The organism is Novosphingobium rhizovicinum (assembly GCF_040813635.1).
Classification (GTDB): Bacteria; Pseudomonadota; Alphaproteobacteria; order Sphingomonadales; family Sphingomonadaceae; genus Novosphingobium; species Novosphingobium rhizovicinum.
The window spans coordinates 33,867-60,024 of record NZ_JBFNXR010000022.1 but is presented as its reverse complement, the minus strand read 5'-3'; the positions used below and the strand labels follow the sequence as shown (position 1 = coordinate 60,024).

Below are 26,158 nucleotides of genomic sequence, written 5' to 3'. Positions count from 1 at the left end.
GGATGGCTATTCCGCCGCGACCAGTTCTTCCGCAGCGCCGAGATCGACGCTGACAAGGCGCGAAACGCCTTTTTCAACCATGGTTACGCCGAAGAGGCGATGCATCCGGCTCATCGTGACAGCATTGTGCGTGACGATCAGGTAACGGGTCTGCGTCTCGGTCGCCATCGCATCCAGAAGATCGCAAAAGCGCTCGATATTGGCATCGTCCAGTGGCGCATCGACTTCGTCCAGCACGCAGATCGGCGCCGGGTTGGTCAGGAAGAGCGCGAAGATCAGAGCTACAGCAGTCAGCGCCTGCTCTCCGCCCGACAATAGCGTAAGAGACTGGAGGCGTTTGCCGGGAGGCTGGGCGAAAATCTCCAGGCCGGCCTCCAGCGGGTCATCTGAATCCACGAGAGCGAGATGTGCCTGCCCGCCCTGAAACAGGCGCGTGAAAAGCCGCCGGAAGTGTTCGTCCACCGTCTCGAACGCGGCGCGCAGTCGCTCTCGCCCTTCGCGATTGAGATTGCCGATCGATCCTCTCAGCCGGTTAACGGCTTCGCTGAGTTCGGCCTTCTCTGTCGCGCTGGTGCTTAGCTGCTCCTCGGCTTGGGACAGTTCGTCGGCCGCGACGAGATTGACGGGCCCAATTCGCTCCCGCTCAGAGACGAGGCGGTTCATGGACCCGGTTTCGTTCTCTGCCGCGCCAACCTCTTCGGCTGTGAACCCGAACTTGCCGGGCAACAGGGGCGGGGGTGACTGGAAGCGCTCTCCGGCAAGCCGGTTCATCTCGACGCGCCTGGCATCCTCGTTCTCTGCTCGAGCAGCGGCACCGGCGCGTGCTTCGCGAGCGGCTGAGAGCTCCTCCTGCCCCCTGGCGAGTTCCGCGTCGGCCTCGCGCGCAGCTTGGGCGGCGCTCTCGAGCTGCGATTCCGCCTGGGCAAGCTCACCGGCGAGGCGGACCTGTATCTCCTTCGCGGCCTGTATCTCCTTCGATAGCGCGACCGGGAGTGCGGCAATGCCGGTGCGCTCCTGCTCAATGTCTTCGAGCCTTCGTGTCGCTTCGGTCAGGCGCTTGGCCGCATCGCCCGAGCGCGCTTGCCAGCCACGGACGTCGGCGCGTTGCGCGGCTGTGCGCTCGCGCAGAGCGGCAAGTGCCTGGTCATGAGCCGCGAGCGCGGCCGTCGCGGCTTGCATGGCGCGACGGCCCTGCTCCTGGATCGCCTTTTCCCGATCGAGTGCGGCCCGTCCTTCCTGGGGGTCAGGCAGCGCTTCCTGCCGCAGGCGTGCCGCTTGTCTCTCGGCTTCCGCCGCGCGCTGCTGATCCCCTGCCTCGTTGGCGCTACGCTCAAGTTCTTCGCGGCGCGTGACGAGGCGCGTGCGGGCATCTTCCGCCTGATCCGCGGCACGCAATGCACTTCGTTCCTGTTCTGCGGCTGCCGCAATTTCGCGTTCGCCAGCCACGATGGTCGCCTGCAGCTCTGTCAGCGCCTTCTGCGCGCCAGTAGCCTCCTGCTCGGCAGATTGCACCTTATCGCGAAGGGAGGGCAGTTGCGCATCAAGCAGTGAGAAGCGGTTCTCTGCCTCAAGCCGTGCCGCTTCGGCAGCACCTTCGCCACGCGCCACAAAACCGTCCCACCGACGCAGCGCGCCGCTGCGGGTTACAAGCCATTCACCCGGCTTCAGTTCGCTTCCTTCGTCTGCCTCCGCAAAGCGGACCAAGGCAAGACGGGCAAGCAGTTCCGGCGGGCACCGGGTGAGGTGATGCGACAGGCTGTCCGGGAGTGGCGGCGGGGGCGTTGTTCCCGCCCAGAAGCGCCCCTCAGAGGACGGTGGTGGATTGCCGAGTGGTGCCTTGGCATCGCGACCGAGAACCGCTGCAAGGGCGCGCTCGAACCCCGGTGCGACCTGCACGGCATCGATCGCGGTCGGCAGTCCATGGGCTGCCTTGGCGCTCTTCGCTCTGGCCAGACGGTCGCGCGACAACGCCGCATGTTCTCGCTCGATGCCGCTAAGGTCTACGCGTGCAGCGGCGAGCGCTTCGGCCGCCACATCGCGAGCCGACTGCAGTTCAGCCTTTCGCTGGCTGAGGTGATCCAGCGTCGCACGTGCATCGGTCACTCGCTGCGCTGCTTCGTCCCGACGCGCAACGGCCAGCTGGACGGCTGCATCGGCCTCGCTTGTGCTGGCGAGGCCTTGCAGGAGGGCTGACAGGCGCGCCGCCTCTTTCCCCGCGCGTTCCGCACGCGTACGCGCCTGCTCCACTTCCGCAGCAGCGATACGCCATTCGGCCTCCACGCCCGCCTGTTCGGCGGTTGCCTGGGCCAGGTCCAGCTCGGCGGCTCTTGCGACCGCTTCCGATCTCTCCAACGCTGCCGCAAGGTGAGGCCGTTCTCCTTCGGCGGTCTTGAGATTATCCGACCCTGCAGCCAGTTCGCGTTGCAGCCGGCGGAGGGCATCCGCGGCGTCTTGCGTGATCCGGTCGGCCTCGCTGCAGTCCTGTTTTAGCCGATCCCGCTGGCGGTCAAGGTCAGTGAGCCGTTGCTCGGCGGCTTCGAGCTTGCCGGTAAGCGCGGTCAGGCGATGTTCTTGTGCGTTGGCGTCGTCTCGCCGGTCCGCCACGACATCGCGTGCGGTTGCCAGTAGTTCTGCGGCTTTCGCCTGGGCCTTCTGGGCGAGAGCTGCCGCCTCTTGGGCGCGGGCGACGTTTGCCTCGGCATGCGCGGCCTCGGTGCGGGCCTTATCCGCTGCTGCTGCGGCGTCTCGCCAGCGAGCAAAGACGAGGCGGGCTTCGAACGTCTGGATCTGGTCAGAGAGCGCCTTGTAACGCTCGGCTGCGCGAGCCTGCCGCCGCAGGGCGGTGACTTGCTTGTCGAGCCCGGCCATCAGGTCGTCCAGGCGAGACAGGTTGGTTTCCGTTGCGCGAAGCTTGCTTTCGGCATCCTTGCGGCGAACGTGCAGGCCGGCGATGCCCGCGGCCTCTTCCAGCATGGCGCGCCGTTCAGCAGGCTTTGCGGCAATGACGGCAGCTATTCTTCCCTGGCTGACGAGTGCCGGCGAGTGCGCACCGGTCGCCGCATCGGCGAAGATGAGGGCGACGTCCTTGGCCCGCACATCGCGGCCGTTGACCCTGTATGCACTGCCGGCACCCCGCTCGATGCGGCGCAGGACCTCGAGTTCTTCTCCGTCTGAAGTCTGGGCGTGGAGAACAACTTCCGCGAACGCACGCGGTGGCCGGGCCGCCGTCCCGGCGAAGATCACGTCCTCCATTCCGCCGCCACGCATGGACTTGGGCGAGCTTTCACCCATGACCCAGCGGATCGCTTCGAGCAGGTTCGACTTGCCGCACCCGTTGGGGCCCACGACTCCGGTGAGCCCCGGGTCGATGCGCAGTTCAGCGGCTTCGACGAAACTCTTGAAGCCGCTGAGTTTCAGCCGCCGGATGCGCATCGTGGGTTCGGGCCTCCGGCTGCTCCGCGATCAGCGCGCTCCGGCAGCTTGCAGCTTGTTCTCGAGAGTCGCCCAGTCAGCGGTGCCGACGGGTGCGCCGTTGATGAAGAAGCTGGGTGTACCCGTCACGTTGTACTTGGTCGCGGCGGTTTCCGTCTGCTTGGCCAGCGCTTCCGCCTTGGCTGTGTCAGTCAGGCATGCGGCTGCCTGATCGCGGGAGATCCCGCGTGCAGCGAAGAACTCTGTCATCCCGGAGAGATCGGCGATCGCCTGCATGCGCTGCGCCGGAGGCTGGGCCGCCGCCTGCTGCAGCCTTGCATCGCCCACGCTTTGCAGGTTGCTGAACAGGGTGGGCTGCCAAGCCCAGAACTGCTCACTCAGAGGAATGACTGCCTCTGTCGAGCCACAAGTCGCCAGAAGTGTAGCGGGGACGTCGAGAGCGTTCAGCATGAAGAAGCGCAACTCGTAGCTTACTCGCCCGCTGTCGACGTATTCGTTGTGCAACTCCTCAGAGCTTTCCTTGGCGAAGTCTGCGCAGTGCGAGCAGGACAGGGCGCCATATTCGACCAACTGGACAGGTGCCTCTGGATTGCCCATCCGGTAGCCGCCTTCTTCAGTCTTGGTGACGACCTCCGACCACGACTTACCTGCAGGCGCAGGCACCTTCTCGATCGCTTCGCTGCTGGTCGGCGCTTCAGTAGGGGTCTTGTCGCCGCATCCGGCAAGAGCCAGTGCAAAAGGCGCTACCGCGGCGGCAAGCGCGAAGGAGCGAATCCGGGAAATCATGCAAGGGTCCTTCTCAGAGCAGGGGCATCAGCTAGCCTGAACCTGAAACCATATCAAAGTTTCTCGTCGATTTGCTTGGCGAGTGCTTCCCAATCGTGGGTGTCGGTGAGCAGCTCACCGTTGAGCGCAAAGCTCGGCGTCCCTTGCACTCCTGCCGCCATGGCCGCTTGCGTCTGACCGGTGACCGCCTTCATTACGGCCGCATCCGCAAGGCATTGATCCACCTGGGTCCGAGAGTAGTTCCACCGGCTCATGATTTTGTAGAAGTCGAAGTCCGCGGCGATCGCGCGCAGGCGGGTTGGCACCGGGCCATTTGACCAGCGGGCGGTTTGTGCGGCGCTGAAGCTGTTCAGCTTGGACAACCACTGATCCTGCGTCCCCATGAAGCCGTTGTGGCGCGCGAAGAACAGCTTCGGATCGCCGCAGTTGGTCAGCATGGCCACCGTCAGGTCCACGGGATTACGGAGTACCTGTTGGACTGTGACCGACAGCTTGCCTTGCGGGATATAGGTCAGCCGCAGAACGGTATCCGCCTTCTTGTGGAAGTCACCGCAATGGGGGCACGTGTAGCTTACGTACTCCGTCAGCTTCACCTTCGCATCTGGGTTGCCGAGGGTGTAGGCCTGGTCGGGGCCCTGAGTGACGGTAGCGTTCCAGTTCGGATGCGGAGGCGATGCCGCAATGCTCAGGGAAGCGAGGGCAAGCAGCGCGATGATGCGAACGGGGATGATGCGAACGGGTCTGGGTATCACGTCACGTCCTTGTCGTTTGCAGCCGCCATACTGCGCGCCAGTGACTCCAGGACCGCTCTCAGCTCCGGATCGCCGATGTCGCGCAGCGAATCGCCAAGCTCGATCGGCACCGGCTTGAGGGAGGGGGGCGCCTTGGACTTCGAAGCCGGGGCAGGGGCCTTAACCTCTCCCTGCCGTATCTTGATTCTGGCCACCGCATTGTAGCCGAAGAATCGGTTCACGCGTTCGATGATCTCGGGGATCACGTGCTGGATCAGCGGCGCATGGGCGGGCACGACAACGAGTTGCAGGATCCCGTCGTGCCTTTCGCCGGGAGGGAAGCGGATCGATTCGGGCGTGCAGATTCGTGCATGCCTGGCGCCGACGATCTCGGGCCAGCGGGTGACCACGCTGGACTGAACAAACCCGAAGCGCCGAAACGCTGTGCGGCCGACTTCCGGCATCAGATCGGATATCGCGCGAGCCTGGCCCCCACGCGGCCGTTCGTAGCGCTTGGGGCTTGTGGTCTTGCTAGTGGCGCTCTTGCCCGCTTTGCCCTCTGCCAAGTTTCCGACCCGTTCCATTACCCGTCCGCCAATGCCATAGCGGCGCGATGGATGCCAGTTCGCAAGATGTCGCACGCGCGTTGCTCGGCTGGTATGACGTTCACGCACGCGATCTGCCCTGGCGCGCCCGCCCCGGCTGCGCGGCGCCTGACCCCTACCGCGTCTGGCTATCGGAGGTCATGCTCCAGCAGACCACGGTGGCGGCGGTGAAGAGCTATTTTGCCGAGTTTGTCCGGCGCTGGCCTTCGGTCGAGGCGCTCGCTGCCGCGGACGAGGGGGAGGTGATGGCCGCGTGGGCGGGGCTGGGCTACTATGCGCGTGCCCGTAATCTTCTGGCCTGCGCCAAGGAGGTGGCAGGACGCGGCGGTACCTTCCCGGCCGACGAACTCGAATTGCGAGCGCTGCCGGGACTAGGCGCATACACGGCTGCAGCCGTGGCCGCGATCGCGTTTGGGCAAAGAGCAGTGGTTGTCGATGCGAACGTAGAGCGTGTGGTTTCCCGGCTCTTTGCCGTAGCCGCTCCATTGCCCGGTGCACGGGTGGCGATCCGCCGTCACACGGACACGATCACGCCCAGTGAGCGCGCTGGAGACTTCGCTCAGGCCATGATGGACCTGGGCGCCACGATCTGCACGCCGCGTGCGCCGCGATGTCTGCTGTGCCCTCTCTCGGCGTCTTGCCTCGCGCGCTTACATGCGGAGCCTGAGCAGTTCCCCGTGAAAGCTCCCAAGAAGGCGCGCCCCCAGCGGGCGGGAAAGGCTTTCTGGATCGAGCGGGATGGTGCGGTCTGGCTGGTTCGCCGTCCAGGCAAGGGGATGCTGGGCGGCATGCGTGCTCTGCCTGACGACGGCTGGAGCGCGAGGGCGAACGGAAACGGTACGCCACCGCTGATGGGGCCTTGGCAGCCCGGCGGCGTGGTGGCCCACGGCTTCACCCACTTCGGGCTGGACCTGCATCTGGCAGTTTACGAAGGCGACGATTGGTCTAGTCTCACCGCAAGCGAAGGCGAATGGTGGCCGCTCGACAGCATCGACGATGCAGGACTGCCGACGCTTTTCGCTAAGGCGGCGCGCCTTGCGCTCGCTGAAGCGGGAGAAGTGGGTTGAATAGACGATTGAGCCAACTGGAGTCCGCGCTGGACCGGCGTACTCTGCTCTCGCTCGGCGCCCTTGCAGGGCTGGGAACCATGATGCCCGGCCTGCTGCGTGCAGCCGAGCAGCCGAGCATCATGCCGCATGTGAAGGCGGTGGTAGAGAAATGGGTCGGGCCGGGCAAATTCCCCGGGCTTGTTGCTTCGCTCGGCCTCCCGGGCCGGGAAGCGCAGTTCGTCGCCCGTGGCAGCGAAGGGTTCACCGACCTGGATCCCGTGACGCCGGACAGCCTGTTCCGTGTCTACTCCATGACCAAGCCCGTGACCGGAATGGCCGCGATGCAGCTGATTGCGGAAGGAAAGATGGCTCTGGATCAGCCGCTGTACGAGATCCTGCCGCAGTTCCGGCATATGCAGGTGCAGGACACGTACGACGGTTCGCTCACGGCGCTGCATCCCGCCGCTCAACCGATCACAATCCGCCAGCTTCTTACGCATACCTCCGGCATCGGGTATTCCATCATCCAGAAGGGGCCGATAGCCGAACTGATGGTGGAGAAGGGGCTTGTCGCGGGGCAGGTCACGCGCCTGCCTGTGCCGGGCCTCTTTCGCTCTCAACCTGTTAAGGGGCTGGATGTCTTCGCGGATCGCCTGGCGCAAATCCCGTTGGTCTACGACCCGGGAACGCGTTGGAGTTACTCCATGGGTCTGGACCTCATGGGTCGTGTTATCGAGGTGGTTTCGGGCAAGCCCTTCGACGTTTACCTTCAGGACACGATCTTCAAGCCCGCCGGAATGAATGACACCGGGTTCCAGGTGGCACCATCCGACGCGGACCGTCTCACGACGAACTATGGCATCCTGAAGGGCATATTCGTGCCGATCGATGAAGGTGCGCAATCGATCTACCTGGACGAGCCGGCATTCCCGTTCGGCGGAGCAGGGCTTGTCAGTAGCCCCCGTGATTATGACCGGTTCCTGCGCGTCCTGGCGCAATTCGGCGAGATCGACGGCAAGCGCGTCCTTGCTGAGGAAGCCGTGCGGCTTGGCACGTCCAATCTGCTGCCGCCCGGAGTGCCCGGCCCCAGCATCATGGGACCAGTGAGCGCCTTCGGTGCAGGGGGGCGGGTCGGCCTCGGCGATGAGGCAGGTGTCTTCGGTTGGGCAGGCGCAGCCGGCACGGTGGCGATGGTCGATATGATCCACGGCTTCCGCTCGCAGATCTTCGCCCAGTTCATGCCGCCCACGGCGCTGAACCTGCTGCCTGAGTTCCAGGCCGCGCTGAAAGCAGACGTTATGGCGTTGCTTCAGAAAGCGTAGGAATGACAGTCATCCATCAGACAGCACCCATCGCATTCAGCGGTTCGCCTATAGATCGTGCGGATCATCTGCGTTCCGATCCGGCTGCCATCGCAGCGCTCCGGGACAAGGGAGGCCGCTTGCTGTGTCTTGATGGTCTGGACCCGGTGCTGGACGGCAACGGGTCGCTTGTCTGGAGTGTAGCCGCTGAGTTTCCTGAGCAAGCAGAGCTCATCTTTCTCGGATTGGACACAGGCAACGACAATGCCGCTTGTTTCGCCGTTGTGCCGCCCGAGCTTCGAGGATCATCGGCAACGGGTCCCGCCAGCTGGAATGCCATGGCAGTGCTTACGGCTGAGGACCTCGCAACTTATGGAATGGCGCGTGCGCTGGTTAGCTGGCACGCGCGTCACCAGTTCTGCGCCGTCTGTGGTCATTCGTCCCAGATCGTCAAAGGAGGGTGGCAAAGGACGTGCCTCAATGACGACTGTCGAGCCGAGCATTTCCCGCGGGTCGATCCTGTCACGATCATGCTGGTGGAGCATGAGGGCAGGGTTCTTCTTGGCAGGCAGCCGCGCTTCCCCGCGGGGCGTTACTCCGCGCTGGCCGGCTTTGTGGAGGCCGGTGAGACGATCGAGGAGGCTGTCGCGCGCGAGGTCTTCGAAGAGGCTGGCGTGCGCGTGCGAGACGTCACGTATGTCGTCAGCCAGCCGTGGCCATTTCCATCATCCTTGATGATCGGATGTCACGCCCACGCGAGCGATCCGGCCATCACAATCGACCGCACCGAATTGGAGGATGCGCGCTGGTTCACCTTGGCCGAAGTCGTGGACGCACTGGGAGCGAGCAGTAAAGGCGAGAGCGGCCGTGCCTTCGGCGCCCCGCCTTCAACTGCTGTCGCGCACACGCTCCTTCGCTGGTGGAGCGACCGCCAAGCTGCCGTGCCTGAGGTGTGCTAGAGCACATTCAGGATGAATCGCTGACATTTCGGTGAACGCTCGGGTGATCCATGGCGCGCCTTCGCGACGAGCCGACGATGTGCTGGCGGCTTGATCATAGCGAACCGCAGGATTTTGCGATTGGGTTAGCTTCCGCTCTACAAGGATCCAATCGAAATGGAGTTCTCCAATCTCGAGGAGCAGGAGCGAGCCGTCGAGCCCAGCGTCGAGCGCATCGCGAGCCAGTTCAGTCGCTTACACCCTGGGGAACCGAGCAACTTCACCCGAATCAACGAGGGTTATCGTAAAAGTGCTCCAAGACGTATATCTCGCCAGCCACCGCAGTGAGTGCTGGAGCGGGTGAAGGGAATCGAACCCTCGTCGTAAGCTTGGGAAGCTTCTGCTCTACCATTGAGCTACACCCGCAGAGCCGCTCTCGGTCGCTGACGATGCGGAGCCGATGCGGACGGTAAGTGGTCCCTGCCAGATTCGTGGGCTGCTCGCAACTGGAACGCGACCGGTCCTGTTGCGGCGGCTTGATCTCTCAGCGTTTTTCCAGGGGCATGACATAGACATCGAGTTGGCGTAGCTTCTCTGCCTGATCGAACTCGTAAATGGTGACGGTGTTCGATACATCTGTAAGGCCGTCGCGCGAATTGCGTTCCTCAAGTTCAAGGATGACGCGGCCTGGCTGTTCCGTCACGTGCCTCAGCGTACCTTCCCAGGAACTGCCGGCTGCGTATTGGGAGACGTAGTGCCGGTATGTGGGCCAATCGATGACCTCAGCCTGCGGTCCCAGGAACACGCCTACGCGCTTGTAGGCGTCGACATTCACAAGGCGCTCGATTGGCTGCCAGTCCGCTTCTGTCAGAGGGCCGTTCTTCGCTTTCTCGACCAGCGCCGCAAATGCCTCACTGTACTCGATAACCTTGCGAGTAAGCCCGTTGAACTCGGTGGATTCGGGCATCTCGTTCGCCATGTCGCTCTCCCTATATGGGGCGCCTCTTTCGGGAGCCCTGCATCGGCGTGGTGCGCCTCTGATGAGGAGGTGACCACGCGAGTTCATGTATCGCGTCATTCGCGTGGGAAGCAAGCGGCATCGCGCCGCCTGCGTAGCTGGCCGCGGACCTTCAGGCTGCGGCGACAGTCACAACTTCGATAGCGTCCTCGCGGTTGCCGAACGCCAGAATCTCGCCAGGCTCAGCGCCGATGAGGGCGCGGCTTAGCGGTGCGGTGAAGGCAATGAGGCCCTCTGCGGGGTCGGCTTCGTCGTGCCCCACAATAGTCACCGTGCGCAGTTTGCCGTCGAGCCGGAAACTGACGGTGGTGCCAAACTCAACTGTTGTGCCATCCGGAACGGGCGCAAGCTCCGCGGTGATCTGGCGCGTTTGCCAGTAACGCAGATCACGCTTGGCAGCGTTGATCGTGGTTTCATCGCCCCCTTGCTCCAGTAGCGCTTCCAGTGCAGCCACCCGCTTATCGATGAGGTGCCGCCCGCGGGCCGTTACCAGGTTGGGGCCGGGTGGTATCGGGATCTCGAACTTGGGCTCGAGGTGCTCGTCGTCACTCTCGCGCCGAAACGCGACGCTCACTGTTCCGGCTTCCGTGTCAGAGCGCCAGGCGTGTTCAGGCTGTTGCCACCGTTCACTTCTGCCCTTTCTTCGCGCGCACGATCGCCTCGTCGAGAGCGGACAGGAAGCGCGAGCGATCGTTCTTGCTGAACGGCGGCGGTCCGCCAATCGCGTCTCCGCCCGCCCGAAGATCCGCCATGATCGCCCTCATGGCAATGGCGCTACCGATCGAGCTGAGCGTGAACGGCTTGCCGTTCGGCGCAACAACCGCCGCCGCACCGGCCTTCAGGCAGCGATCGGCCAGCAGGATGTCGGCGGTGATGCAGATGGTCTCCGGCCCTGCATGCTCCGCGATCCAGTTATCCGCTGCGTCGAAGCCATCAGACACGATCACGCGTTCAATCCAGGAGTGCGCCGGAGTGCGGATCGGGCTGTTGCTGACGATTGCCACACTCGCGCCGTGACGGCCCGCGACCTTGTAGATCTCTTCCTTTACCGGACAGGCGTCGGCGTCCACAAGGATGCGGATCACCGCTCCGGACGCCCTGGCGAAGGCCGCTTCTTATGGAAGGGCTTGGCATGCGCTCTGTCGCCCGGGCCCTTGGGGCCGCGGCCGTCCTGCCGCGGTTGGCGGGCCCTGTGGGAGCCTCCCTGTTCCCGGCGATTGCGCTTCGCCTCAGCGCGGGGCGGCCCTTCGACAGCCACGATCTCCACACCGTCGTCCTCGTCGGTCGCAGTACGGCGTACGGCAGCCATGAAGCGCTCCGCCACTTGTCCGGGGACTTCGAACAGCGTTTCCCGCGCAGCGATGCGAATAGCGCCGATCTCACCCCGGCTGAGATGGCCGCGACGGCACAGAAGCGGCAGGATCCATCGCGGATCGGCGTTCTGGCTGCGGCCGATGTTGAGGCGGAACCAGGCGCTCTGTTCAAAACCTTCGCGCGGAGTCCTGGGGGCCGGCTCTGCCGTCAGGAGTTCCTCTGGCTGTGGCAGTCTTGCGCGGTGTGCCTGAACGAGCGCGGTGGCGATTTCCTCTGCGCTGCGTTCTGCAAGCAGCCGAGCGACCAGCGTCTGGTCCGCTTCTTCCTGCTCGACCGGAGCGAGCAGGGCGGTGAGCAGCCTCTCGTTATCGGCGGCGTGAATTTCCTCTGCGGTAGGCGCCGCCTTCCACTCGGCCGCGATGCGGGCAGAACGGAGCATCCCTTCCACTCTGCGCCGGCGAGGATAGGGGACCAGCAGGACTGCCGTTCCCTTCTTGCCCGCTCGCCCGGTCCGTCCGGACCGATGCTGAAGCGTTTCGGCATCGCGCGGAATCTCGACATGGATCACCAGCGTCAGGCTGGGAAGATCGATGCCTCTGGCGGCAACGTCGGTCGCCACGCAGACTCGCGCACGGCGGTCGCGCAAGGCTTGAAGCGCCTGGTTGCGTTCGTTCTGGCTGTGCTCGCCCGAGAGCGCGACCACCGCGAAACCGCGTTCCGTCAGGTTTGCGTAAAGATGCCGGACGTTATCGCGGGTGGCACAGAACAGGATCGCCGTTTCAGCCTCGTGCAGACGCAGGAGATTGACGACGACCCGCTCGATGTCGGCAGGGGCGACTGCCATGGCCTGGTAGCTGATGTCACCATGGCCGCGATCTTCGCCGACCGTCGATATGCGCATCGCATCGCGCTGATAGCGGCGGGCCAGCGCGACAATCGGCTTGGGCATGGTTGCCGAGAACAGCAGAGTGCGCCGTCCTTCCGGCGTTGCGTCCAGCAGCTCCTCAAGATCCTCGCGGAAGCCCATGTCGAGCATCTCGTCGGCTTCGTCGAGCACCACCACGGCAAGCGCGCTCAACTCCAGCGCGCCGCGTTCGAGATGGTCGCGCAGGCGTCCGGGGGTGCCGACGACGATCTGCGCACCTTGGCTCAGTGCCCGGCGTTCGACCGAGGGGTTCATGCCGCCCACGCAGGTTGCCACGCGGATCCCGCTCGTCTCGTACAGCCATGACAGCTCGCGGCTCACCTGCAAGGCGAGCTCACGGGTGGGCGCGATGATCAGGGCGCGAGGCGAACGGGCCGGCAGCGGCTTGCCATTTTCGTCCAGCAGCTGCGGCGCCATCGTCAGGCCGAATGCTACCGTTTTGCCAGAGCCGGTCTGGGCCGACACGACAAGATCTCGTCCTGCCGCCTCAGGTTCGAGGACGGCAGCCTGGACGGGGGTGGGTGCGGAATAGCCGCGTGCGGCAAGCGCTTCGGAAAGAAGCGGGGAGTAAGTTTTGAAGGTCATGGCTCTTGCTTGTAGATGGCTCGCCTCAAAAGGCGGGCTCGCATACGCCGAAGCGTCTGCAGATAGGCGCATGAACGTAAAAATTCAATAGCATGGATGGCCGCGAGTCCGTGGCCCGGCCAGAGCTTCGATGGCGGCCCGCGTTATCCGCGAGACAGCTTCGGAACGGGAACTCGCGAAAGTCGTTAAGGATGTCAGGGAACAATCGGGAAAGCTGGAATTCGGGCGTATGGAGGGGATCGCACTGAACGTGCCATACTGCGGGCCCGCGCCGCTGGGAGCGGAGTGGATCGCGCACTGGAACTTCGATCCCCTGCTGATTGGCGTGCTCCTGCTGCTCGCCATGGTGTCCGCCAGGTTTGCAAGGGCCGACCGGAGAGCCGCGGCGGGAGCGGGCATCTTCGTGCTTTTCGTCGCGTTCGTCTCTCCGCTCTGCGCATTGAGTAGCGCCTTGTTCTCGGCCCGGATCGTGCATCATGTCCTGCTCGTCGCCGTCGCGGCGCCTTTGCTGGCGTGGGCTTTGCCTGCGCGGAGTGAACGGGGGATGGCCTTCCCGTTCGCGGTGTCGTCGCTGGTCCTCTGGTTGTGGCATGCCCCGCAGCTCTACACCGCCGCACTGAACGACCTTGCGCTCTACTGGGTCATGCAGGTGTCGCTGCTTGCTACAGCAGTGTGGTTCTGGCGGTCCGTATTTGCGGTGAGCGCTGTGCTGCCAGCCGCCTTGCTGACAGTGTCCGCGGCCGTGGGGCAAATGGGGCTGCTTGGCGCGCTTTTGACCTTCGCGCCGAGGGCGCTCTACCCGCACCACTGGACCGCGCCCTTGTCGTTTGGCCTGACACCCCTTCAGGACCAGCAGCTTGCAGGACTTATTATGTGGGTGCCGGCCATGCTGCCTTATCTGCTCATCGCGGCGTTGATGGCGCGGAATGCCTGGAGCCGAAATCTGGCGCAGGCCGTCTCATGATGCTGGCAATCGGCATCGTGAAGGGAATTCACATCATCGGCATTGCGTTGTGGGGAGCAGGTCTGATCGCCCTGCCGCTTCTGCTTGCGCGGCACATGTCCGGCGATCAGCAGCAGGAATACGCCCGGGTGCGGCGCTTCAGCCACTACGGATACACGCACCTGCTGACGCCCGCGGCTGTTCTCGCGGTCGCGGCTGGCACCGGGCTGATCTTTCTGCGCGAGGTTTTCGTCCCGTGGATGTTCGCAAAGCTTGTGCTGGTGGGCGGGCTGGTCGCGCTGCATGCCGCCATCGGTACGGTCGTAGTGGGGATGGGCGAGCATACGAATGAGCGCCAGCCGCCGCACCCGGCGTTTTTCCTTCTTCCCGCGATCACTCTGCTGGGAGCGATCCTGTTGGTCGTGCTGAGCAAGCCAGATCTGGGAGAGGATCTTGTCCCGAACTGGCTTCACTCACCACGCGAGATTCAACTTCCGCTGGATGAGGTGCCGACTTGATAGTCGAACACCAGCTTTCCGCCATGCCACCCCGCGAAGGCCGCAAAGGCGGTGGCCAGAGCCGACAGCAGCAGTCCGAACGGCAGCAGCGCTTCCTCGTACCCGTAGAGGCGGTAGCCCCAGTTTGCGCCCAGCATCGCCAAAAGCGTGATTGCGACGATGAAATGCGTCCAGCTCGCGGCCCGGGCGCGAATGCCGGGAACGGTGAGCAGTTCGATCGTACCGGAGAGACCCGCAAGCAGTCCCATGAGGAATGCCATGCCCGAAGCCCAGAGCGCGGCGCGGGCCCAGAAGATGTCACCCGTGGCCCAGTAGAAGAGGTCTGCGCCCAGCGCACAGGCCGTCAGCGCAATGGGAAAGGACACCAGCATCGCATGAACCGGATGGCCTGCGATCGCGATGCGGGACTCCGCCTGATCGAACTTGGGATTGCTGCTGATCGGATCGGTAAGCTGGTTCTCTCGTTTCTCGTGCGCCTGCATCGTGGCCCTTCCGTTTTCCTCGCAATTACGACCATAACGCTGGGCGGCGGATTTCTTTCCGGCTGCTCGGGTCCGCTTTCCACAATGGACCCGGCAGGACCATCGGCCGAGGCGATCAATTCGATCTGGTGGGCGATGCTCGCCGGCGCGGCGGCGATTTTCCTGCTGGTTGGCGGGTTGTTGGCATGGGCGTTTGTGCGGCGGGGCGACGGAACCGTTTCTGCTCGCACCTGGATCGTGGGTGGAGGCCTGATTTTCCCCACGGTCGTCCTGCTGATGCTGCTTGCTTACGGACTGGTCATTGGTGAGCGTTTGCTGCCGCGCTCCGGCCCCGACGTGGTCGAAGTGGAAGCCCGGAGCAGCCGATGGCAATGGACTTTCCACCATCGCCGCGCGGACGGTAGCGTGCTCAGCACACCGGGCGTGCTCCATATTCCTGCCGGACGCCCTGTCGACGTGGTTCTGACCACGCAGGACGTGATCCATGCCTTCTGGGTGCCGAGACTGGCGGGAAAGATGGATGCCATACCGGGGCACCGGAATGTCCTGCGCATAGAAGCTGGCGCACCTGGCACTCACCCCGGGATTTGTGCGGAGTATTGCGGCATCGGCCATGCCCGGCACTCCTTCAGAGTTGTAGTGCATGATGAAGCCGGATGGGCTCGGTTCCTGGCGGGAGAAGGTGCATGAAGGCGCTGCGGCTTCACCGCGCGTTCGAGGCGATATGGGGTACGCCCAGGGGCTGGCGCGGCACAGTCTGCAGCGTGAATCACAGCACGCTGGGCATCCGCCTCATGGTGACGGCCTTCGCGTTTTTCCTGATCGGCGGCGTATTGGCCATGCTGATCCGCGCGCAGCTTGCGACGCCGCACAGCGCGTTCGTGGGCCCTGAGGCTTACGCGCAGCTTTTCACGATGCACGGAAGCATCATGATGTTCCTGTTCGCGATCCCCATGTTCGAGGGATTCGCAATCTACATGCTGCCCAAGATGCTGGGCACGCGCGATTTCGCGTTTCCGCGCCTGACCGCTTACGGCTGGTGGTGCTATCTGTTCGGCGGATCGATGCTGCTTGTGGCGATGCTTGCCGGCCTTGCGCCGGACGCGGGCTGGTTCATGTACACGCCCTTGTCGTCCAAGCCCTATTCGCCGGGGATCAATTCCGATTTCTGGCTGCTGGGCATCACCTTCGTGGAGATCTCCGCCATCGTGACTGCGGTCGACATCGTGGTCACCATCCTGAAGATGCGCGCGCCGGGCATGTCGCTCGACAAGATGCCGCTGTTTGCGTGGTACATGCTGGTTACGACCATGATGATGCTGGTGGGTTTTCCGCCGCTCATCCTCGGCTCTATTCTTCTGGAGCTGGAGCGCGCCTTTGGCTGGCCATTCTTCGATGTCACCCGCGGTGGGGATTCTCTGCTTTGGCAGCACTTGTTCTGGCTCTTCGGGCACCCGGAAGTCTACATCATATTCCTGCCCGCAGCGGGCGCCGTCTCGACCATCCTGCCGGTCATGGCACGCACGGCCATCCTCGGCTACGGGTGGATCGTCGGGGCGGTGATCGCACTCGGGTTTCTGAGCTTTGGCTTGTGGGTCCACCACATGTTCACTGTGGGCATTCCCCACATGGCGCTCGCGTTCTTCTCGGCCGCGTCGACCCTGGTGGCGATCCCGACAGGCGTGCAGATTTTTGCGTGGCTGGGCACCCTGTGGGCCGGACGGCCGCAGATGAAGATGCCAATGCTCTATCTGATCGGCTTCTTCATTGTCTTCGTCATGGGCGGGCTCACGGGTGTCATGGTGGCGGTGGTGCCGTTCGACTGGCAGGCGCATGACAGCGCCTTCGTCACTGCGCACCTGCACTACGTCCTGTTCGGCGGCTTCGTGTTTCCGATGCTGGCGGCGGCCTACTACTGGCTCGCCCACTTCACCGGGCGGCAGTACCAGTATCGGCTCGGGGTGAGCGCCTTCTGGCTCATCCTGATCGGTTTCAACCTGACATTCCTGCAGATGCACATCGTTGGCTTGCTGGGGCAGGCACGCCGGATCGAAACCTATCCGGCAGAGATCGGGTGGACTGCATACAACCTGGTCTCGTCCATCGGCGGGTTCATCCTCGCCTTCGGCATCGGACTGTTCCTCATCGACATCCTGCTTCAGTTTTTCCACGCTCCGAAGAGCAAGCGGAACCCTTGGTCAGCGGGAACGCTTGAGTGGGGAATGACCATGCCCCCGCCGAGCTATAACATTGCCAGTATCCCCCATGTGGAAGGGCGTGAGCCGCTTCACGATCGTCCCGATCTTGCGCTGTCGCTGGCGCGGGGTGAGGGATACCTTGGCGAACCGCGCAATGGCTGGCGCGAGACGTTGGCTGTCGGGACAAGCAGCGGCAAACTCGATCACATCGTCGTGCTGCCTGGCAATACGACTTTGCCGATCTGGACGGCAGCGGTGACCGGTTCCTTCTTTCTCCTCATGCTGCTCAAGCTCTACTGGCTCACGCCGCTGCCGTTGCTCGCGCTGGTGGCGATGGCGTGGCGCTGGGCCTGGCTCCTGGGGCGGAAGGAGGACGTTGGCGCGCTGCCTATCGGTCACGCCCAGAGCGCGCCCACCCATGCGGAGGTGCAGGATCCGCCGGGGTGGTGGGGCAGCATCTTCCTGCTTACGGCTGATGGCACGTTCTTCGTCTCGCTCCTGTTCGGCTATGCGTTCCTGTGGACCGTCGCGCCAGCCTGGCCGCCGCCGCAACTTTTCGACGGGGGGGTGCTAAGCCTTGTCACGGGCGTCGGGGCAACCGCACTTGCGGTAATAGGTGCCAGAGTGGCGAGCCGCAGGCTTCAGCGCGGCAACGGGGCAGGCGGGGGTATGGTCCTGATTGGATTGGTGCTCCTGATCGCTGCTCTCTCCATGGCGATTCTGGGTGCACCTTCTCCCACAGAGCATGCGTACAATGCCGTGGTCGCGGTTCTGCTTGCCTACGCGGTGTTTCACGCCGCTATCGCGTTGCTGATGCAGGTGTTCGTGGTGCTTCGCGCGCGGGCCGGTTTTCTCTCTGCCAGACGCAGTGCAGAGTTACGGATCGCGCAGCTCTGGACCGATTACGCGGCGGGATCGGCCGCGATCGTGCTGCTAGCCATTTACGTTCCGGCGCTCACAGCATGATGGGCTTGTTGCGCGCGATTTCCGGCTTGATTGCCTGGGCCGTTGCCTTCTCGGCTATCTATGGCCTGCAGGGCCTTGGCTGCGCGCTCGGTTGGGACCGTGTAATGATCGGCCCCCTTCAGCTAGGCCGGACGCTTCTGATTGTCCTCTGGCTCGCGTTCGTGGCGGTACAGGCCTGGATGATCTGGCACTTCACACACCACCCGCGTGGTTCCGTGTTTCTGAACCGTTTGACAGTGGCGGTGGCCGTCGTCGGTTGGGTTGCGACAATCTACACCGGCGTGCCCGTTGTCCTTGCCTCGATGTGTTTCTAGCCAAAGCCGGGCTACTTCGGTGCGGGATAGCCGAACGAAATTGCGTAGATACGGATTTGGCCGTCCTGGCCCGGTTCCGCTTGCCGCTGTGTGATAGCGGAACGTAGTCTTCCTCCCGAACAGAGAGACAATTCGGGAGAAGGACGTCATGGATCTTGGGCTGTTGTACGAATTCGACGTGCCGCAACCTTGGGCGGGTGAGCACCCGTGGGGCCAGCGCACCGCCGAGCGCGCTGCTTATCGCGACAACATCGAGCAGATCGTGCTGGCTGATAAGCTCGGCTTCGAGGCGGTCTGGCTGGTCGAGCACCATTTTCGCGAAAACCGCAGCCACATGCCCTGCAACGAAGTCGTGCTGGGCGCACTCTCGCAGATCACCGAGCGCATCAAGCTGGGCTTCGGCGTTGCGCTGATGCCGCATGAGTTCATTCATCCGGCTCGGGTGGCCGAGAAGGTGGCGACAGTGGACGTGCTGTCTCGTGGGCGGGCGATCTGGGGCATGGGCCGCTCGACGCCGATGGAGCAACAGGCATTCGGAGTGGATATTCCGAACAGCAAGGAGAAGCTGAAAGCGGCGGCCCGCACAGTCGTCGGCATGTGGGAGCAGGAGTATTACGAGGAGGATTCCGAGTTCCTGAAGTTCCCGAAGCGGATGGTCACGCCCAAGCCCTATCAGTTCCCGCACCCCCCGGCCTGGATGGCCGCCTCGACCGAGTCCAGCGCCCAGATGGCGGGAGAGAACGGCTGCGGACTGCTGTGCTTCAGCATCATGCAGCCGATTGCCCGCCTGAAGCAGGTGATCGACACGTATCGGGAAGCGCAAAAGGCAGCTGCTCCGCTCACCAGCGTGCATACCAATAAAGTGGGCGTGTACACTCTCGTCCACTGTGCCGAAACGCGCGACGACTTCGCCACCAATCGCCTCTGGGAGTCCATGTGGTGGTGGTACAAGGGCCTCGCCGAGTTCCACCTGAAGTGGGAGATGGCGCACCTCACGCCGGAGCAGCAGGCCCAAGCCTTCCCCCTCATGTCGGCCCGCGCGAAGGGTGAGTTCGATATCACCGAGTTCGATCGGGAAGACATGGTGATCGTCGGCACGCCGGAGGAGTGTCTCGAAAAGCTGCTCCGCTATGAAGAAATCGGAGTCGACCAGCTGCTGTGCTACGTCAACTTCGGCTATCTGCCGCACGACGCGATCATGAAATCCATCGAACTGCTCGGCACGCGGGTCATCCCTGAGCTGAAGAAGCGTGGCTCCAGCGGTCTCGCTGCCGGACTGGAGAAGGGCATTCGCGAGGCGGAGCTTTCGGTGACCCAGAAGAACTGGTCCAAAACCCCCGAGGCGGCAGTCTGATATGGCAAACAAGGGCAGGCTGTCGACGGAGGAGCGACTGTTCGGCATGGAGGGCCGCCATGTCCTGATCATCGGCGGCGGCCAGGGAATGGGCGAAGCGACGGCGCGGCTGCTTGCGCGCCTTGGCTGCAACCTCACGCTCCTTGATCTGGAACAGGAACGTGCCGAGCGCGTCTGCCAGGCAGTTCGCGCGGAGGGGATCAAGGCATGGGCAATTGCCGCCGATGTGACTGACGAGGCGCAGGTCGTTGCTGCGATGGAGCGGATCGAGCGCGAGTTTGCGCCGCTCGACGCAATGGCGGCGATTGTCGGCATGGCGGGCTGGAGCAAGCTTGCCGAGATGACGACCGAGACATGGGACCGGGATCATAACCGCAACCTGCGCTACTTCTTCATCGCGGCGCGGGAGCTTGCGCGCAGTTTGCTGGCGCGTGGGGCGCCCGGCTCGATCGTGGCTGTCAGTTCGGTTGACGGGCTGAGGTCAGCGCAGAACCACGGAGCCTACGGAGCCGCCAAGGCCGGGCTCGTGAATCTTGTACGAACGATGGCGGCGGAGTGGACGCCCGATGGTATCCGCGTGAACTGCGTTGCGCCGGGCGCTATCGTCACGCCGCGCATTCCTCTCGGCCCGGAAGAGCAGGAACGAGCGGCGATGGCGCTGGTCCCGATGCAGCGGCGCGGCTCCACCGAGGACATTGCCCGTGCGATCGCCTTCTTCCTTTCGGACCTGTCGCCATACGTCAGTGGCCAGACTCTGGCGGTAGACGGCGGATATCTTGCGAAGGGCGGATTCAGCATCGGCACGCCGCGCGTGTCTTCTCAGGGTACCCTCGGCGTGGACGACGCCAAGGCATGAGACTGCCGGAGCGCAGAGGCTATCCGGCACCGCCCGAGCTTGCCGCCATCCGAGAGCAAATGGTTGCGGCTGCGTCCAAGGGAGCCTGGCGCACGGGCTGGCCCCGCATCGAGGAGAGCATCGCAGGCGTGCGTTGCCTGCGCTTCGTTCCGGACGGCAAGCCGCGCGGGAGAGTCCTGCACGCGCATGGCGGCGGCTTCCGCATCGGCTGCCCTGAGGCGGTGGAGCCTTATGCTGTTTCGCTCGTCAGAGGATGCGGAGTCGAAGTGATCTGCCCTGCATACCGTCTGGCCCCTGAGCACCCGTTCCCTGCCGGTCTCAACGACTGTCTCGCCGTAGCGCGGGCGATTGGCGAAGAGGAAAGCAGTCCGCTCGTGCTCTCAGGAGACTCGGCCGGGGGCGGTCTCGCAGCCGCAGCGGTTTCGATCGCGCGGCGGGAGGGGCTGAATGTCGCGGGGTTGGTGCTGCACTCGCCTTGGCTGGACCTGACGCTGACGGCGAAGAGCCTGCACTCGAACGGCGCGAGCGATCCCCTCTTCTCGCTGACCGCAGCGCAGGAGGCATCATCGCTGTACTTGCAAGGCTGGCCGAGCGACGATCCGGAGGCATCTCCGCTGTTCGCGCAAGTGCGGGCCTTTCCGCCGACCCTGATGAGCGTCGGCTCGGGGGAAGTGCTTCGCGATGATGCCAGGGCGTTTCATCAACGCCTGATCGCTCAGGAAGTACAAGCCAGCTTGGTGGAAGAGGAAGGAATGGAGCACACAGCCGTCGTTCGCGGGAGCGAACTGGTCGGAGCTCCGCGCGTGCTTTGCGCTACGCAGGCATTTCTGATGCAGGTTCTGCCGGCTTAATCCACGTTTCAACCGCGCTGCGCAAAGTGGCGCAGTAGAAGTCTGCCCGCGCCTCGATCTCTTCCGCAGGCCCTGCAATTCCCAGCACAGCGCGTCCGCGAAGAACCGACGAAGGCAGTGGGATGGCAAGAGACCATAGCGGACTTCCCGTAGTCGGCCCCGCCGCGTGGCCCGCTTGCCTGATTTCTTCCAGCACGCTCAAGATGCCCGCGAGCTCGGACTCCGGTATGCGGGCGCGGATGGCCAGCCTGCGTACTTCGGCGTCGCTGAGCGTGGAAAGGAATGCGCTGCCGATGGCCGAGCCAAACAGAGAGATCTGCAACCCCCGCTCGCCACCGGCTCCTGCGGGTCCCGCCAGATCGATGATCTGCATGAACAGGTCGTTGGGCGTGGTCACGGTCGCCACAAGGCCGCTTGTGGCACTGACATCGCTGAGCAGGCTGGAGAGGCTTCCGCCGACCTCGTAGGTCTCGGCGATCCAGGCCGCCACGGCGGCCAGGCGCGGAGAGGGCGCGTAAGTCTTTGTCTGCGCGTCGAACAACAGGTGCGCGGAATCCACCATGGTCTTGAGTAACTGGTTCATGGTGGACGGAGTAACGTCGATCATGCGTGCGATCTCGACAGCGCGCAGCGGACGGCGCAGTTGCCCGAAGACCTCCAGCACATCCAGCGCGCGCGTCGCCGATCGTGAGAGGCTGCGCCGCTCATGCGGGCGCTTCACACGCAGGGCCAAATGTCGCCCGGCCTGCTGGGGTAAGGTGATGAACCGCATCAGTCGAAGGCAACTTTCCCGCGGCCGGCCTTGACGGAACCGCGCAGCTTCTTGCCTTTGAGGCGCTGTTCCTTGCCAACGCGGTTGAGTCGGCTCTTGGCGCGCTTGGTGGGGAGCTGTTGCGCCTGCGTGAGCAGTTCGGAAAGCTTCTCTCGCGCGTCGGCGCGGTTCGCTTCCTGCGTCCGGAAGCGGCGTGCCGCGATCACCAGTTCACCTCGCGCCGTCATGCGGCTGCCAGCCAGTTCGCGCAGGCGGGCGAAGACGGGAGGAGACAGCCGCAGGGCATAAACGTCGAGCCGAAGCTGAACCGCCGTCGCGACCTTGTTGACGTTCTGACCGCCGGGACCGGAGCCCGCGATGAAGCTCTCCGTCGCCAGCGACTGAGCGCGCTCTATCAGCTCGTCAGACATCGTCTGGAGGCGTTGGCTCCGGTTCGAAGCCTGCAGCGGTGAAGTCGGTCGGGAAGGGTGCAGCGGCAATGATGGAGGGCTTGCCGTCGCGCGGGACGCGCAGCACGGCAGCATGCAGCATCGTCCGCGGCGCGCCTTTGCCGTCGCCGTAAACGGGATCGCCCAGCAGTGCGGCGCCAAGCCCGCTGGCCGCATGAACCCGGATCTGGTGTGTCCGCCCCGTCTCCGGCCTGAATTCAACCAGGGTGCGCCCCGCGTGTTCGGCTACCTTGCGCCAGTGCGTGACGGCGGGCTTGCCTTTCCGGGCGGGGATCATTCGCCAGCCGTCCTTTGCAGTGCTGACTTTCGAAAGCGCCAGCTCGATCGTACCCTCGTCCTGCTCAATCCGCCCATCGACGATGCCGAGGTAAACTTTTTCGACGGTACGAGCCTCGAATGCGGCAGCAAAGCGCTTCAGGGCCTTCGGGTTGCGGGCCAGCAGGAGGCAACCGGACGTGTCGCGATCAAGGCGGTGTACCGGAGCTGGGGCGCGCTGGAAGTTCAGCTTCAATCCCTCCAGTTCATCCTCGAGGCTGCGTCCCCCGGCGCGGGGGCGATCCAGCGGCAGCCCTGCCGGCTTGTTGATGACCAGAGCTTCGGCGTCCTCGAAGAGAATGGCGGGGGTATTCATGACAGGGCCTTTGTGATGCGCTCGAGTGCCTGGCGCAGTTTTTCTTCGTCCGCCGCGAAGCTGATGCGGAAGCCATCGGTGCCGCCAAAGGCCGATGCAGGTACCACGGCTACGCCGTTCTCCAGCAGATGCAACACGAGAGCGGAGTCGTCTGCGAAACGATCCATGTGAGCGCTCGCGTCCACCATGCAGTAGAATGCCCCTTGCGGAGTTGGTGTGCTGAGGCCGGGCACTGCGTTGATGGCGCTGACGACCATGTCCCGCCGGGCGCGGAAACGTTCGCGCCAATCGGCAAGGAACTCCTGCGGCCCCTCAAATGCCGCCACCGCAGCGGCCTGGCTGATCGAGCAAGGGTTGCCGGATGAGTGCGACTGCAGCTTCTCCATGCTGCGGATCAGCCATTCCGGTCCGGTAGCGACCCCTATCCGAAAGCCTGTCATGGCGTGACTCTTGGACACGCCTGACACGGTCAGGATTCGCTCTGCCAGGTCCGGACACTCGGCTGCAAGGGTGACGTGCCCTTGGCCGGTGTAGTTGAGCGGCGCATAGATATCGTCGGAAAGGACCATCACGCGGGGGTGGCGACGCAGCACCTCACCGATGCTGTGCAGCATCTCGGGCGGGTACCAGGCGCCGGTGGGATTGCCTGGGCTGTTCAACAGCAGCCACTGCGTGCGAGGGCCAATCTGGGCCTCCAGCTCTGCCGCCGTGAAGAGGTAATTATTCGCCGCCGATGTGATGAGCGGCACGACCTTGCCCCCGGCGAAGCGCACGATCTCTGGATAGCTCACCCACCAAGGGGCGGGCACGATCACTTCTTCGCCTTCGCTGACGGTCGCCATCAGCGCATGGAAGATCGCTTGCTTGCCGCCAGCGCTGACGGTGACACGCGAAACAGGCGTTTCGATGCCGAGATCACGGGCGAAGTGCAGCGCGGCAGCCTGCTTCAAGCGGCTGGTGCCGCCGATCGGCGTGTAGCGCGTATCTCCATGATCCAACGCCTGCTTTGCCGCCGCAATGACGTGGGGCGGAGTCGCAAAGTCCGGTTCCCCAACGGATAGCGAGATGATGTCGATCCCCTGTTCGCGTAGTTGTGTGGCGCGGTCGGTCATCGCAGCCGTTTGCGAAGGGGCGATGCGGGAGAGGGCGGTGGACGTATGCATCAGGTTAACAGCCGGGCCCGCATCAACCCGCGAAGGGCGTTGCCGACAAGAAAGCCAGCTGCCAAGTCGTCGAGGGTCAGCTCAGCTTCGCGAGCGCGCCCCGCCTCAACCAAGGAGCGGCGCAGGACGCCGGGCAGGAGCCCGAGCCGCGCACTCGGCGTCAGCAACACGCCGTCCCGCTCGACAAAGATGTTCGTGAAGCAACCTTCCGTCACCAGACCGTCGTCCCGCAGGAAAAGTGCCTCGTGCGCGCCAGCATCCCGTGCAGCGGCAAGGCCTGCGTCATAGAAGCTGCGGTCCGTGGTCTTGTGCCGCAGCCGCCAGTCGCCGGCGTCCACCGGCATCGGCAGTACAGCGCATATGACCTGTTCCGGCAGAGCGGCGGGCATGGGGCCCAGTTCAAGGCTGTAGGCTCCGCTGCGAGCTGCCACGATCCGCAGTCTGGAGGCATGCTCTGCATCGAAGCACAGCGCCTGGATGGCGTTGCGCAAGGCGTGGCGGTCAAACGTGAAGCCAAGTTCCTGCGCGCTGTCACGCAGCCGCTCCAGGTGCAACTCGAGTAAGGGTATGCCTTCCTCGGGCGTGAAGCGCATCGTCTCGATCAAGTCGAACCGGGCCGGGCTGCCTTCTCCCGATTTTCGCACGAACCCCCCCTTAACCAGACACTCCCGCCATTCAGGAAGTGCTTGCGAATCCGCGACGATCGCAGACCCGACGCCCAGCACCGCCTGGCCGCTGGAAATACCGGCGGCTTTGCCCTCAACGGTCAGGCGCAAAGTGCGGATTGCCACATTGAACGCCGCATCGCCAGAGGGATCGATCCTGCCGATGCTGCCGCAGTATGCCTCGCGGTTGGCATGTTCGATTTCCCGGATCAGTTCCATGGCTCTGATCTTCGGCGCGCCGGTCACCGAACCGCAGGGAAACAGTGCGCGCAGGATGTCGAGTGCTCCCTTCCCCTGGGCGAGCCGCGCGCGGACGGTCGAGACCATCTGGTGCACGGTGGGATAGGACTCGATTGCGAATGGTTGTTCCACGCGAACACTCCCAGGTACCGCCACCCGCGAGAGATCGTTGCGCATGAGATCAACGATCATGAGGTTTTCGGCACGGTCCTTCGGGGCTGCCGCCAGGGCATCGCGCAGCGCTGCGTCTTCGGCTGGATCTTGTCCGCGTGGTCGCGTGCCTTTCATGGGGCGCACGGTTGCAGTGTCACCCTCCAGCGTGAACAGCAGTTCCGGCGAAAAGCTCAGCAGCCATTGCGAACCGTCGTAGACGATCCCTCCGTGACCGGCCGCTGCGGCCGGACGAAGGGCCGCATAGAGCGCGACCGGGTCGCCTCGCCACGGGCCGGAGAGGGGGAAGGTGAGGTTCACCTGATAGATATCCCCCGCTTCAATCGCTGCTCGCATGTGCCTGAACGCGCGAATGTAGGAACCAGGCGAGACTTCTGGCTCGAGCGGGCCGAGTGAAGGCGGAGTTCTGCCGCAATGGCTGGCGAGCCATGGCTCTACAGCGGAAGCGGGTACGGCTTCGTAGCCTTCGAACGCTCCGAACCACAGCAAAGATGGGTTGGCGCGCTGGACCGGGAGGGCCTGCGCCAGCTTCGGTTCGAGTGCCATGCCCGCTTCGTAGGAGACGAAGCCCGCAAGGTGATAACCCCGTGCCGAAAGATCCCGGAGCGCTTCGAATGCGGGGAGTACGTCTTTCGGGCAGCGAGCGATGACGACCTCGCTGGGGTTCCTGTAAAGCCGGGCGCTGGCCGTTGCGCCCTGCCGCGCGTCGTCGAGCAGCACGAAAGGAGTGTGATCCAGGGGCGAGATGGGCAGGTGCGACACTGGCGGGCGTTTAGCCGCTGAAAAGCACGGTGGCAAAAAGGCTCTCGCACAGCGTGCCCGCCGGTTCTATCGTCCGTTTCGAAAGGCCGAGTGAAACCATGCCGGGAGAGTACCTTCGTATCGCGTGCGCTGCGCGTAC

The 26,158-nt window shown here is 64.1% G+C and carries 25 protein-coding genes and 1 tRNA gene; 11 read left to right on the top strand and 15 right to left on the bottom strand.

The genetic code is table 11. The features are described 5' to 3' along the window. Nucleotides 1–6: 6 nt before the first annotated feature. Genes ABUH87_RS08085 through ABUH87_RS08070 form a run of 4 tightly spaced genes read right to left on the bottom strand, consistent with a single transcriptional unit; the run spans nucleotide 7 to nucleotide 5,533 of the window. Nucleotides 7–3,432, bottom strand: coding sequence for a chromosome segregation SMC family protein (locus ABUH87_RS08085; RefSeq protein ID WP_367772334.1), 3,426 nt, complete (start codon nucleotides 3,430–3,432; stop codon nucleotides 7–9). 30 nt (nucleotides 3,433–3,462) lie between these two features. Further along, nucleotides 3,463–4,218: a DsbA family protein gene (locus ABUH87_RS08080; RefSeq protein ID WP_367772332.1), complete on the bottom strand. Its 756-nt coding sequence runs from the start codon at nucleotides 4,216–4,218 to the stop codon at nucleotides 3,463–3,465. A gap of 53 nt (nucleotides 4,219–4,271) precedes the next feature. Further along, nucleotides 4,272–4,970, bottom strand: a complete 699-nt coding sequence (locus ABUH87_RS08075) for a DsbA family protein (protein WP_367772330.1) — start codon at nucleotides 4,968–4,970, stop codon at nucleotides 4,272–4,274. Continuing rightward, nucleotides 4,967–5,533, bottom strand: a complete 567-nt coding sequence (locus ABUH87_RS08070) for a DUF721 domain-containing protein (RefSeq protein ID WP_367772328.1) — start codon at nucleotides 5,531–5,533, stop codon at nucleotides 4,967–4,969. Before ABUH87_RS08070 ends, ABUH87_RS08075 begins: the two co-directional genes overlap by 4 nt. A gap of 29 nt (nucleotides 5,534–5,562) precedes the next feature. On the opposite strand from ABUH87_RS08070, the gene ABUH87_RS08065 reads away from it, so the two are divergent. From ABUH87_RS08065 to nudC, 3 genes are read left to right on the top strand one after another with little or no spacing between them, the layout of a single operon-like run. After that, complete coding sequence (locus ABUH87_RS08065; RefSeq protein ID WP_367772326.1) at nucleotides 5,563–6,621, top strand: A/G-specific adenine glycosylase; 1,059 nt, start codon at nucleotides 5,563–5,565, stop codon at nucleotides 6,619–6,621. After that, a complete protein-coding gene (locus ABUH87_RS08060) occupies nucleotides 6,618–7,925 on the top strand; it encodes a serine hydrolase domain-containing protein (protein ID WP_367772324.1) in 1,308 nt (435 codons plus the stop codon). The genes ABUH87_RS08065 and ABUH87_RS08060 overlap by 4 nt, the downstream gene beginning before the upstream one ends. A 2-nt stretch (nucleotides 7,926–7,927) precedes the next feature. Further along, the gene (gene nudC, locus ABUH87_RS08055; protein WP_367772317.1) at nucleotides 7,928–8,863 is read left to right on the top strand and encodes an NAD(+) diphosphatase; all 936 of its coding nucleotides are present in this window, start codon (nucleotides 7,928–7,930) and stop codon (nucleotides 8,861–8,863) included. 331 nt (nucleotides 8,864–9,194) lie between these two features. Here the strand turns inward: nudC and ABUH87_RS08050 are convergent. From ABUH87_RS08050 to ABUH87_RS08030, 5 genes are all read right to left on the bottom strand, one after another. Then, nucleotides 9,195–9,268, bottom strand: a tRNA-Gly gene (locus tag ABUH87_RS08050). 118 nt (nucleotides 9,269–9,386) lie between these two features. After that, complete coding sequence (locus ABUH87_RS08045; RefSeq protein ID WP_367772315.1) at nucleotides 9,387–9,821, bottom strand: hypothetical protein; 435 nt, start codon at nucleotides 9,819–9,821, stop codon at nucleotides 9,387–9,389. A gap of 151 nt (nucleotides 9,822–9,972) precedes the next feature. Beyond that, the gene (locus tag ABUH87_RS08040; protein WP_367772313.1) at nucleotides 9,973–10,434 is read right to left on the bottom strand and encodes a GreA/GreB family elongation factor; all 462 of its coding nucleotides are present in this window, start codon (nucleotides 10,432–10,434) and stop codon (nucleotides 9,973–9,975) included. Nucleotides 10,435–10,486: 52 nt separating this feature from the next. After that, on the bottom strand, nucleotides 10,487–10,942 hold the full coding sequence (locus ABUH87_RS08035) for a YaiI/YqxD family protein (protein ID WP_367772405.1): 456 nt from the start codon (nucleotides 10,940–10,942) through the stop codon (nucleotides 10,487–10,489). Then, nucleotides 10,942–12,684 carry a DEAD/DEAH box helicase gene (locus tag ABUH87_RS08030; RefSeq protein ID WP_367772311.1) on the bottom strand — a complete coding sequence of 581 codons (1,743 nt, stop codon included), beginning with the start codon at nucleotides 12,682–12,684 and terminating at the stop codon, nucleotides 10,942–10,944. Before ABUH87_RS08030 ends, ABUH87_RS08035 begins: the two co-directional genes overlap by 1 nt. A gap of 130 nt (nucleotides 12,685–12,814) precedes the next feature. On the opposite strand from ABUH87_RS08030, the gene ABUH87_RS08025 reads away from it, so the two are divergent. Both ABUH87_RS08025 and ABUH87_RS08020 read left to right on the top strand, forming a co-directional pair. Next, nucleotides 12,815–13,648, top strand: a complete 834-nt coding sequence (locus tag ABUH87_RS08025; RefSeq protein ID WP_367772309.1) for a cytochrome c oxidase assembly protein — start codon at nucleotides 12,815–12,817, stop codon at nucleotides 13,646–13,648. Further along, nucleotides 13,645–14,145, top strand: a complete 501-nt coding sequence (locus ABUH87_RS08020) for a CopD family protein (RefSeq protein ID WP_367772307.1) — start codon at nucleotides 13,645–13,647, stop codon at nucleotides 14,143–14,145. The genes ABUH87_RS08025 and ABUH87_RS08020 overlap by 4 nt, the downstream gene beginning before the upstream one ends. Here ABUH87_RS08020 and ABUH87_RS08015 read toward each other — a convergent pair. Next, the gene (locus tag ABUH87_RS08015; protein ID WP_367772305.1) at nucleotides 14,115–14,510 is read right to left on the bottom strand and encodes a DUF2231 domain-containing protein; all 396 of its coding nucleotides are present in this window, start codon (nucleotides 14,508–14,510) and stop codon (nucleotides 14,115–14,117) included. The genes ABUH87_RS08020 and ABUH87_RS08015 overlap by 31 nt on opposite strands. 9 nt (nucleotides 14,511–14,519) lie before the next feature. Between ABUH87_RS08015 and ABUH87_RS08010 the strand changes: the two genes are divergently transcribed. The 6 genes from ABUH87_RS08010 (at nucleotide 14,520) to ABUH87_RS07985 (ending at nucleotide 21,166) form a co-directional block, all read left to right on the top strand. Further along, nucleotides 14,520–15,317, top strand: a complete 798-nt coding sequence (locus ABUH87_RS08010) for a cytochrome c oxidase subunit II (protein ID WP_367772303.1) — start codon at nucleotides 14,520–14,522, stop codon at nucleotides 15,315–15,317. Beyond that, nucleotides 15,314–17,791, top strand: a complete 2,478-nt coding sequence (gene ctaD / locus ABUH87_RS08005; protein ID WP_367772301.1) for a cytochrome c oxidase subunit I — start codon at nucleotides 15,314–15,316, stop codon at nucleotides 17,789–17,791. Before ABUH87_RS08010 ends, ctaD begins: the two co-directional genes overlap by 4 nt. Continuing rightward, nucleotides 17,788–18,105: a hypothetical protein gene (locus ABUH87_RS08000; protein WP_367772299.1), complete on the top strand. Its 318-nt coding sequence runs from the start codon at nucleotides 17,788–17,790 to the stop codon at nucleotides 18,103–18,105. The genes ctaD and ABUH87_RS08000 overlap by 4 nt, the downstream gene beginning before the upstream one ends. A gap of 148 nt (nucleotides 18,106–18,253) precedes the next feature. Continuing rightward, nucleotides 18,254–19,459 carry an LLM class flavin-dependent oxidoreductase gene (locus ABUH87_RS07995; protein ID WP_367772297.1) on the top strand — a complete coding sequence of 402 codons (1,206 nt, stop codon included), beginning with the start codon at nucleotides 18,254–18,256 and terminating at the stop codon, nucleotides 19,457–19,459. 1 nt (nucleotide 19,460) lies between these two features. Continuing rightward, nucleotides 19,461–20,315 (top strand): SDR family NAD(P)-dependent oxidoreductase, encoded by an 855-nt coding sequence (locus ABUH87_RS07990; RefSeq protein WP_367772294.1) that lies wholly within the window; start codon nucleotides 19,461–19,463, stop codon nucleotides 20,313–20,315. Further along, entirely contained in the window at nucleotides 20,312–21,166 is an 855-nt protein-coding gene (locus ABUH87_RS07985) for an alpha/beta hydrolase (protein ID WP_367772292.1), read from the top strand. Before ABUH87_RS07990 ends, ABUH87_RS07985 begins: the two co-directional genes overlap by 4 nt. Here ABUH87_RS07985 and ABUH87_RS07980 read toward each other — a convergent pair. The 5 genes from ABUH87_RS07980 to pabB are packed head-to-tail and all read right to left on the bottom strand — an operon-like array spanning nucleotide 21,129 to nucleotide 25,977. After that, nucleotides 21,129–21,938, bottom strand: coding sequence for a helix-turn-helix domain-containing protein (locus tag ABUH87_RS07980; protein ID WP_367772286.1), 810 nt, complete (start codon nucleotides 21,936–21,938; stop codon nucleotides 21,129–21,131). The two genes, ABUH87_RS07985 and ABUH87_RS07980, sit on opposite strands and share 38 nt — an antisense overlap. Beyond that, nucleotides 21,938–22,348 carry an alternative ribosome rescue aminoacyl-tRNA hydrolase ArfB gene (arfB, locus tag ABUH87_RS07975; RefSeq protein WP_367772284.1) on the bottom strand — a complete coding sequence of 137 codons (411 nt, stop codon included), beginning with the start codon at nucleotides 22,346–22,348 and terminating at the stop codon, nucleotides 21,938–21,940. The genes ABUH87_RS07980 and arfB overlap by 1 nt, the downstream gene beginning before the upstream one ends. Beyond that, nucleotides 22,341–23,018, bottom strand: a complete 678-nt coding sequence (locus ABUH87_RS07970) for an RluA family pseudouridine synthase (RefSeq protein WP_367772282.1) — start codon at nucleotides 23,016–23,018, stop codon at nucleotides 22,341–22,343. Before ABUH87_RS07970 ends, arfB begins: the two co-directional genes overlap by 8 nt. Further along, nucleotides 23,015–24,181, bottom strand: coding sequence for a pyridoxal phosphate-dependent aminotransferase (locus tag ABUH87_RS07965; RefSeq protein ID WP_367772280.1), 1,167 nt, complete (start codon nucleotides 24,179–24,181; stop codon nucleotides 23,015–23,017). Before ABUH87_RS07965 ends, ABUH87_RS07970 begins: the two co-directional genes overlap by 4 nt. After that, complete coding sequence (gene pabB / locus ABUH87_RS07960) at nucleotides 24,181–25,977, bottom strand: aminodeoxychorismate synthase component I (RefSeq protein WP_367772278.1); 1,797 nt, start codon at nucleotides 25,975–25,977, stop codon at nucleotides 24,181–24,183. The genes ABUH87_RS07965 and pabB overlap by 1 nt, the downstream gene beginning before the upstream one ends. Nucleotides 25,978–26,158: the final 181 nt, after the last annotated feature.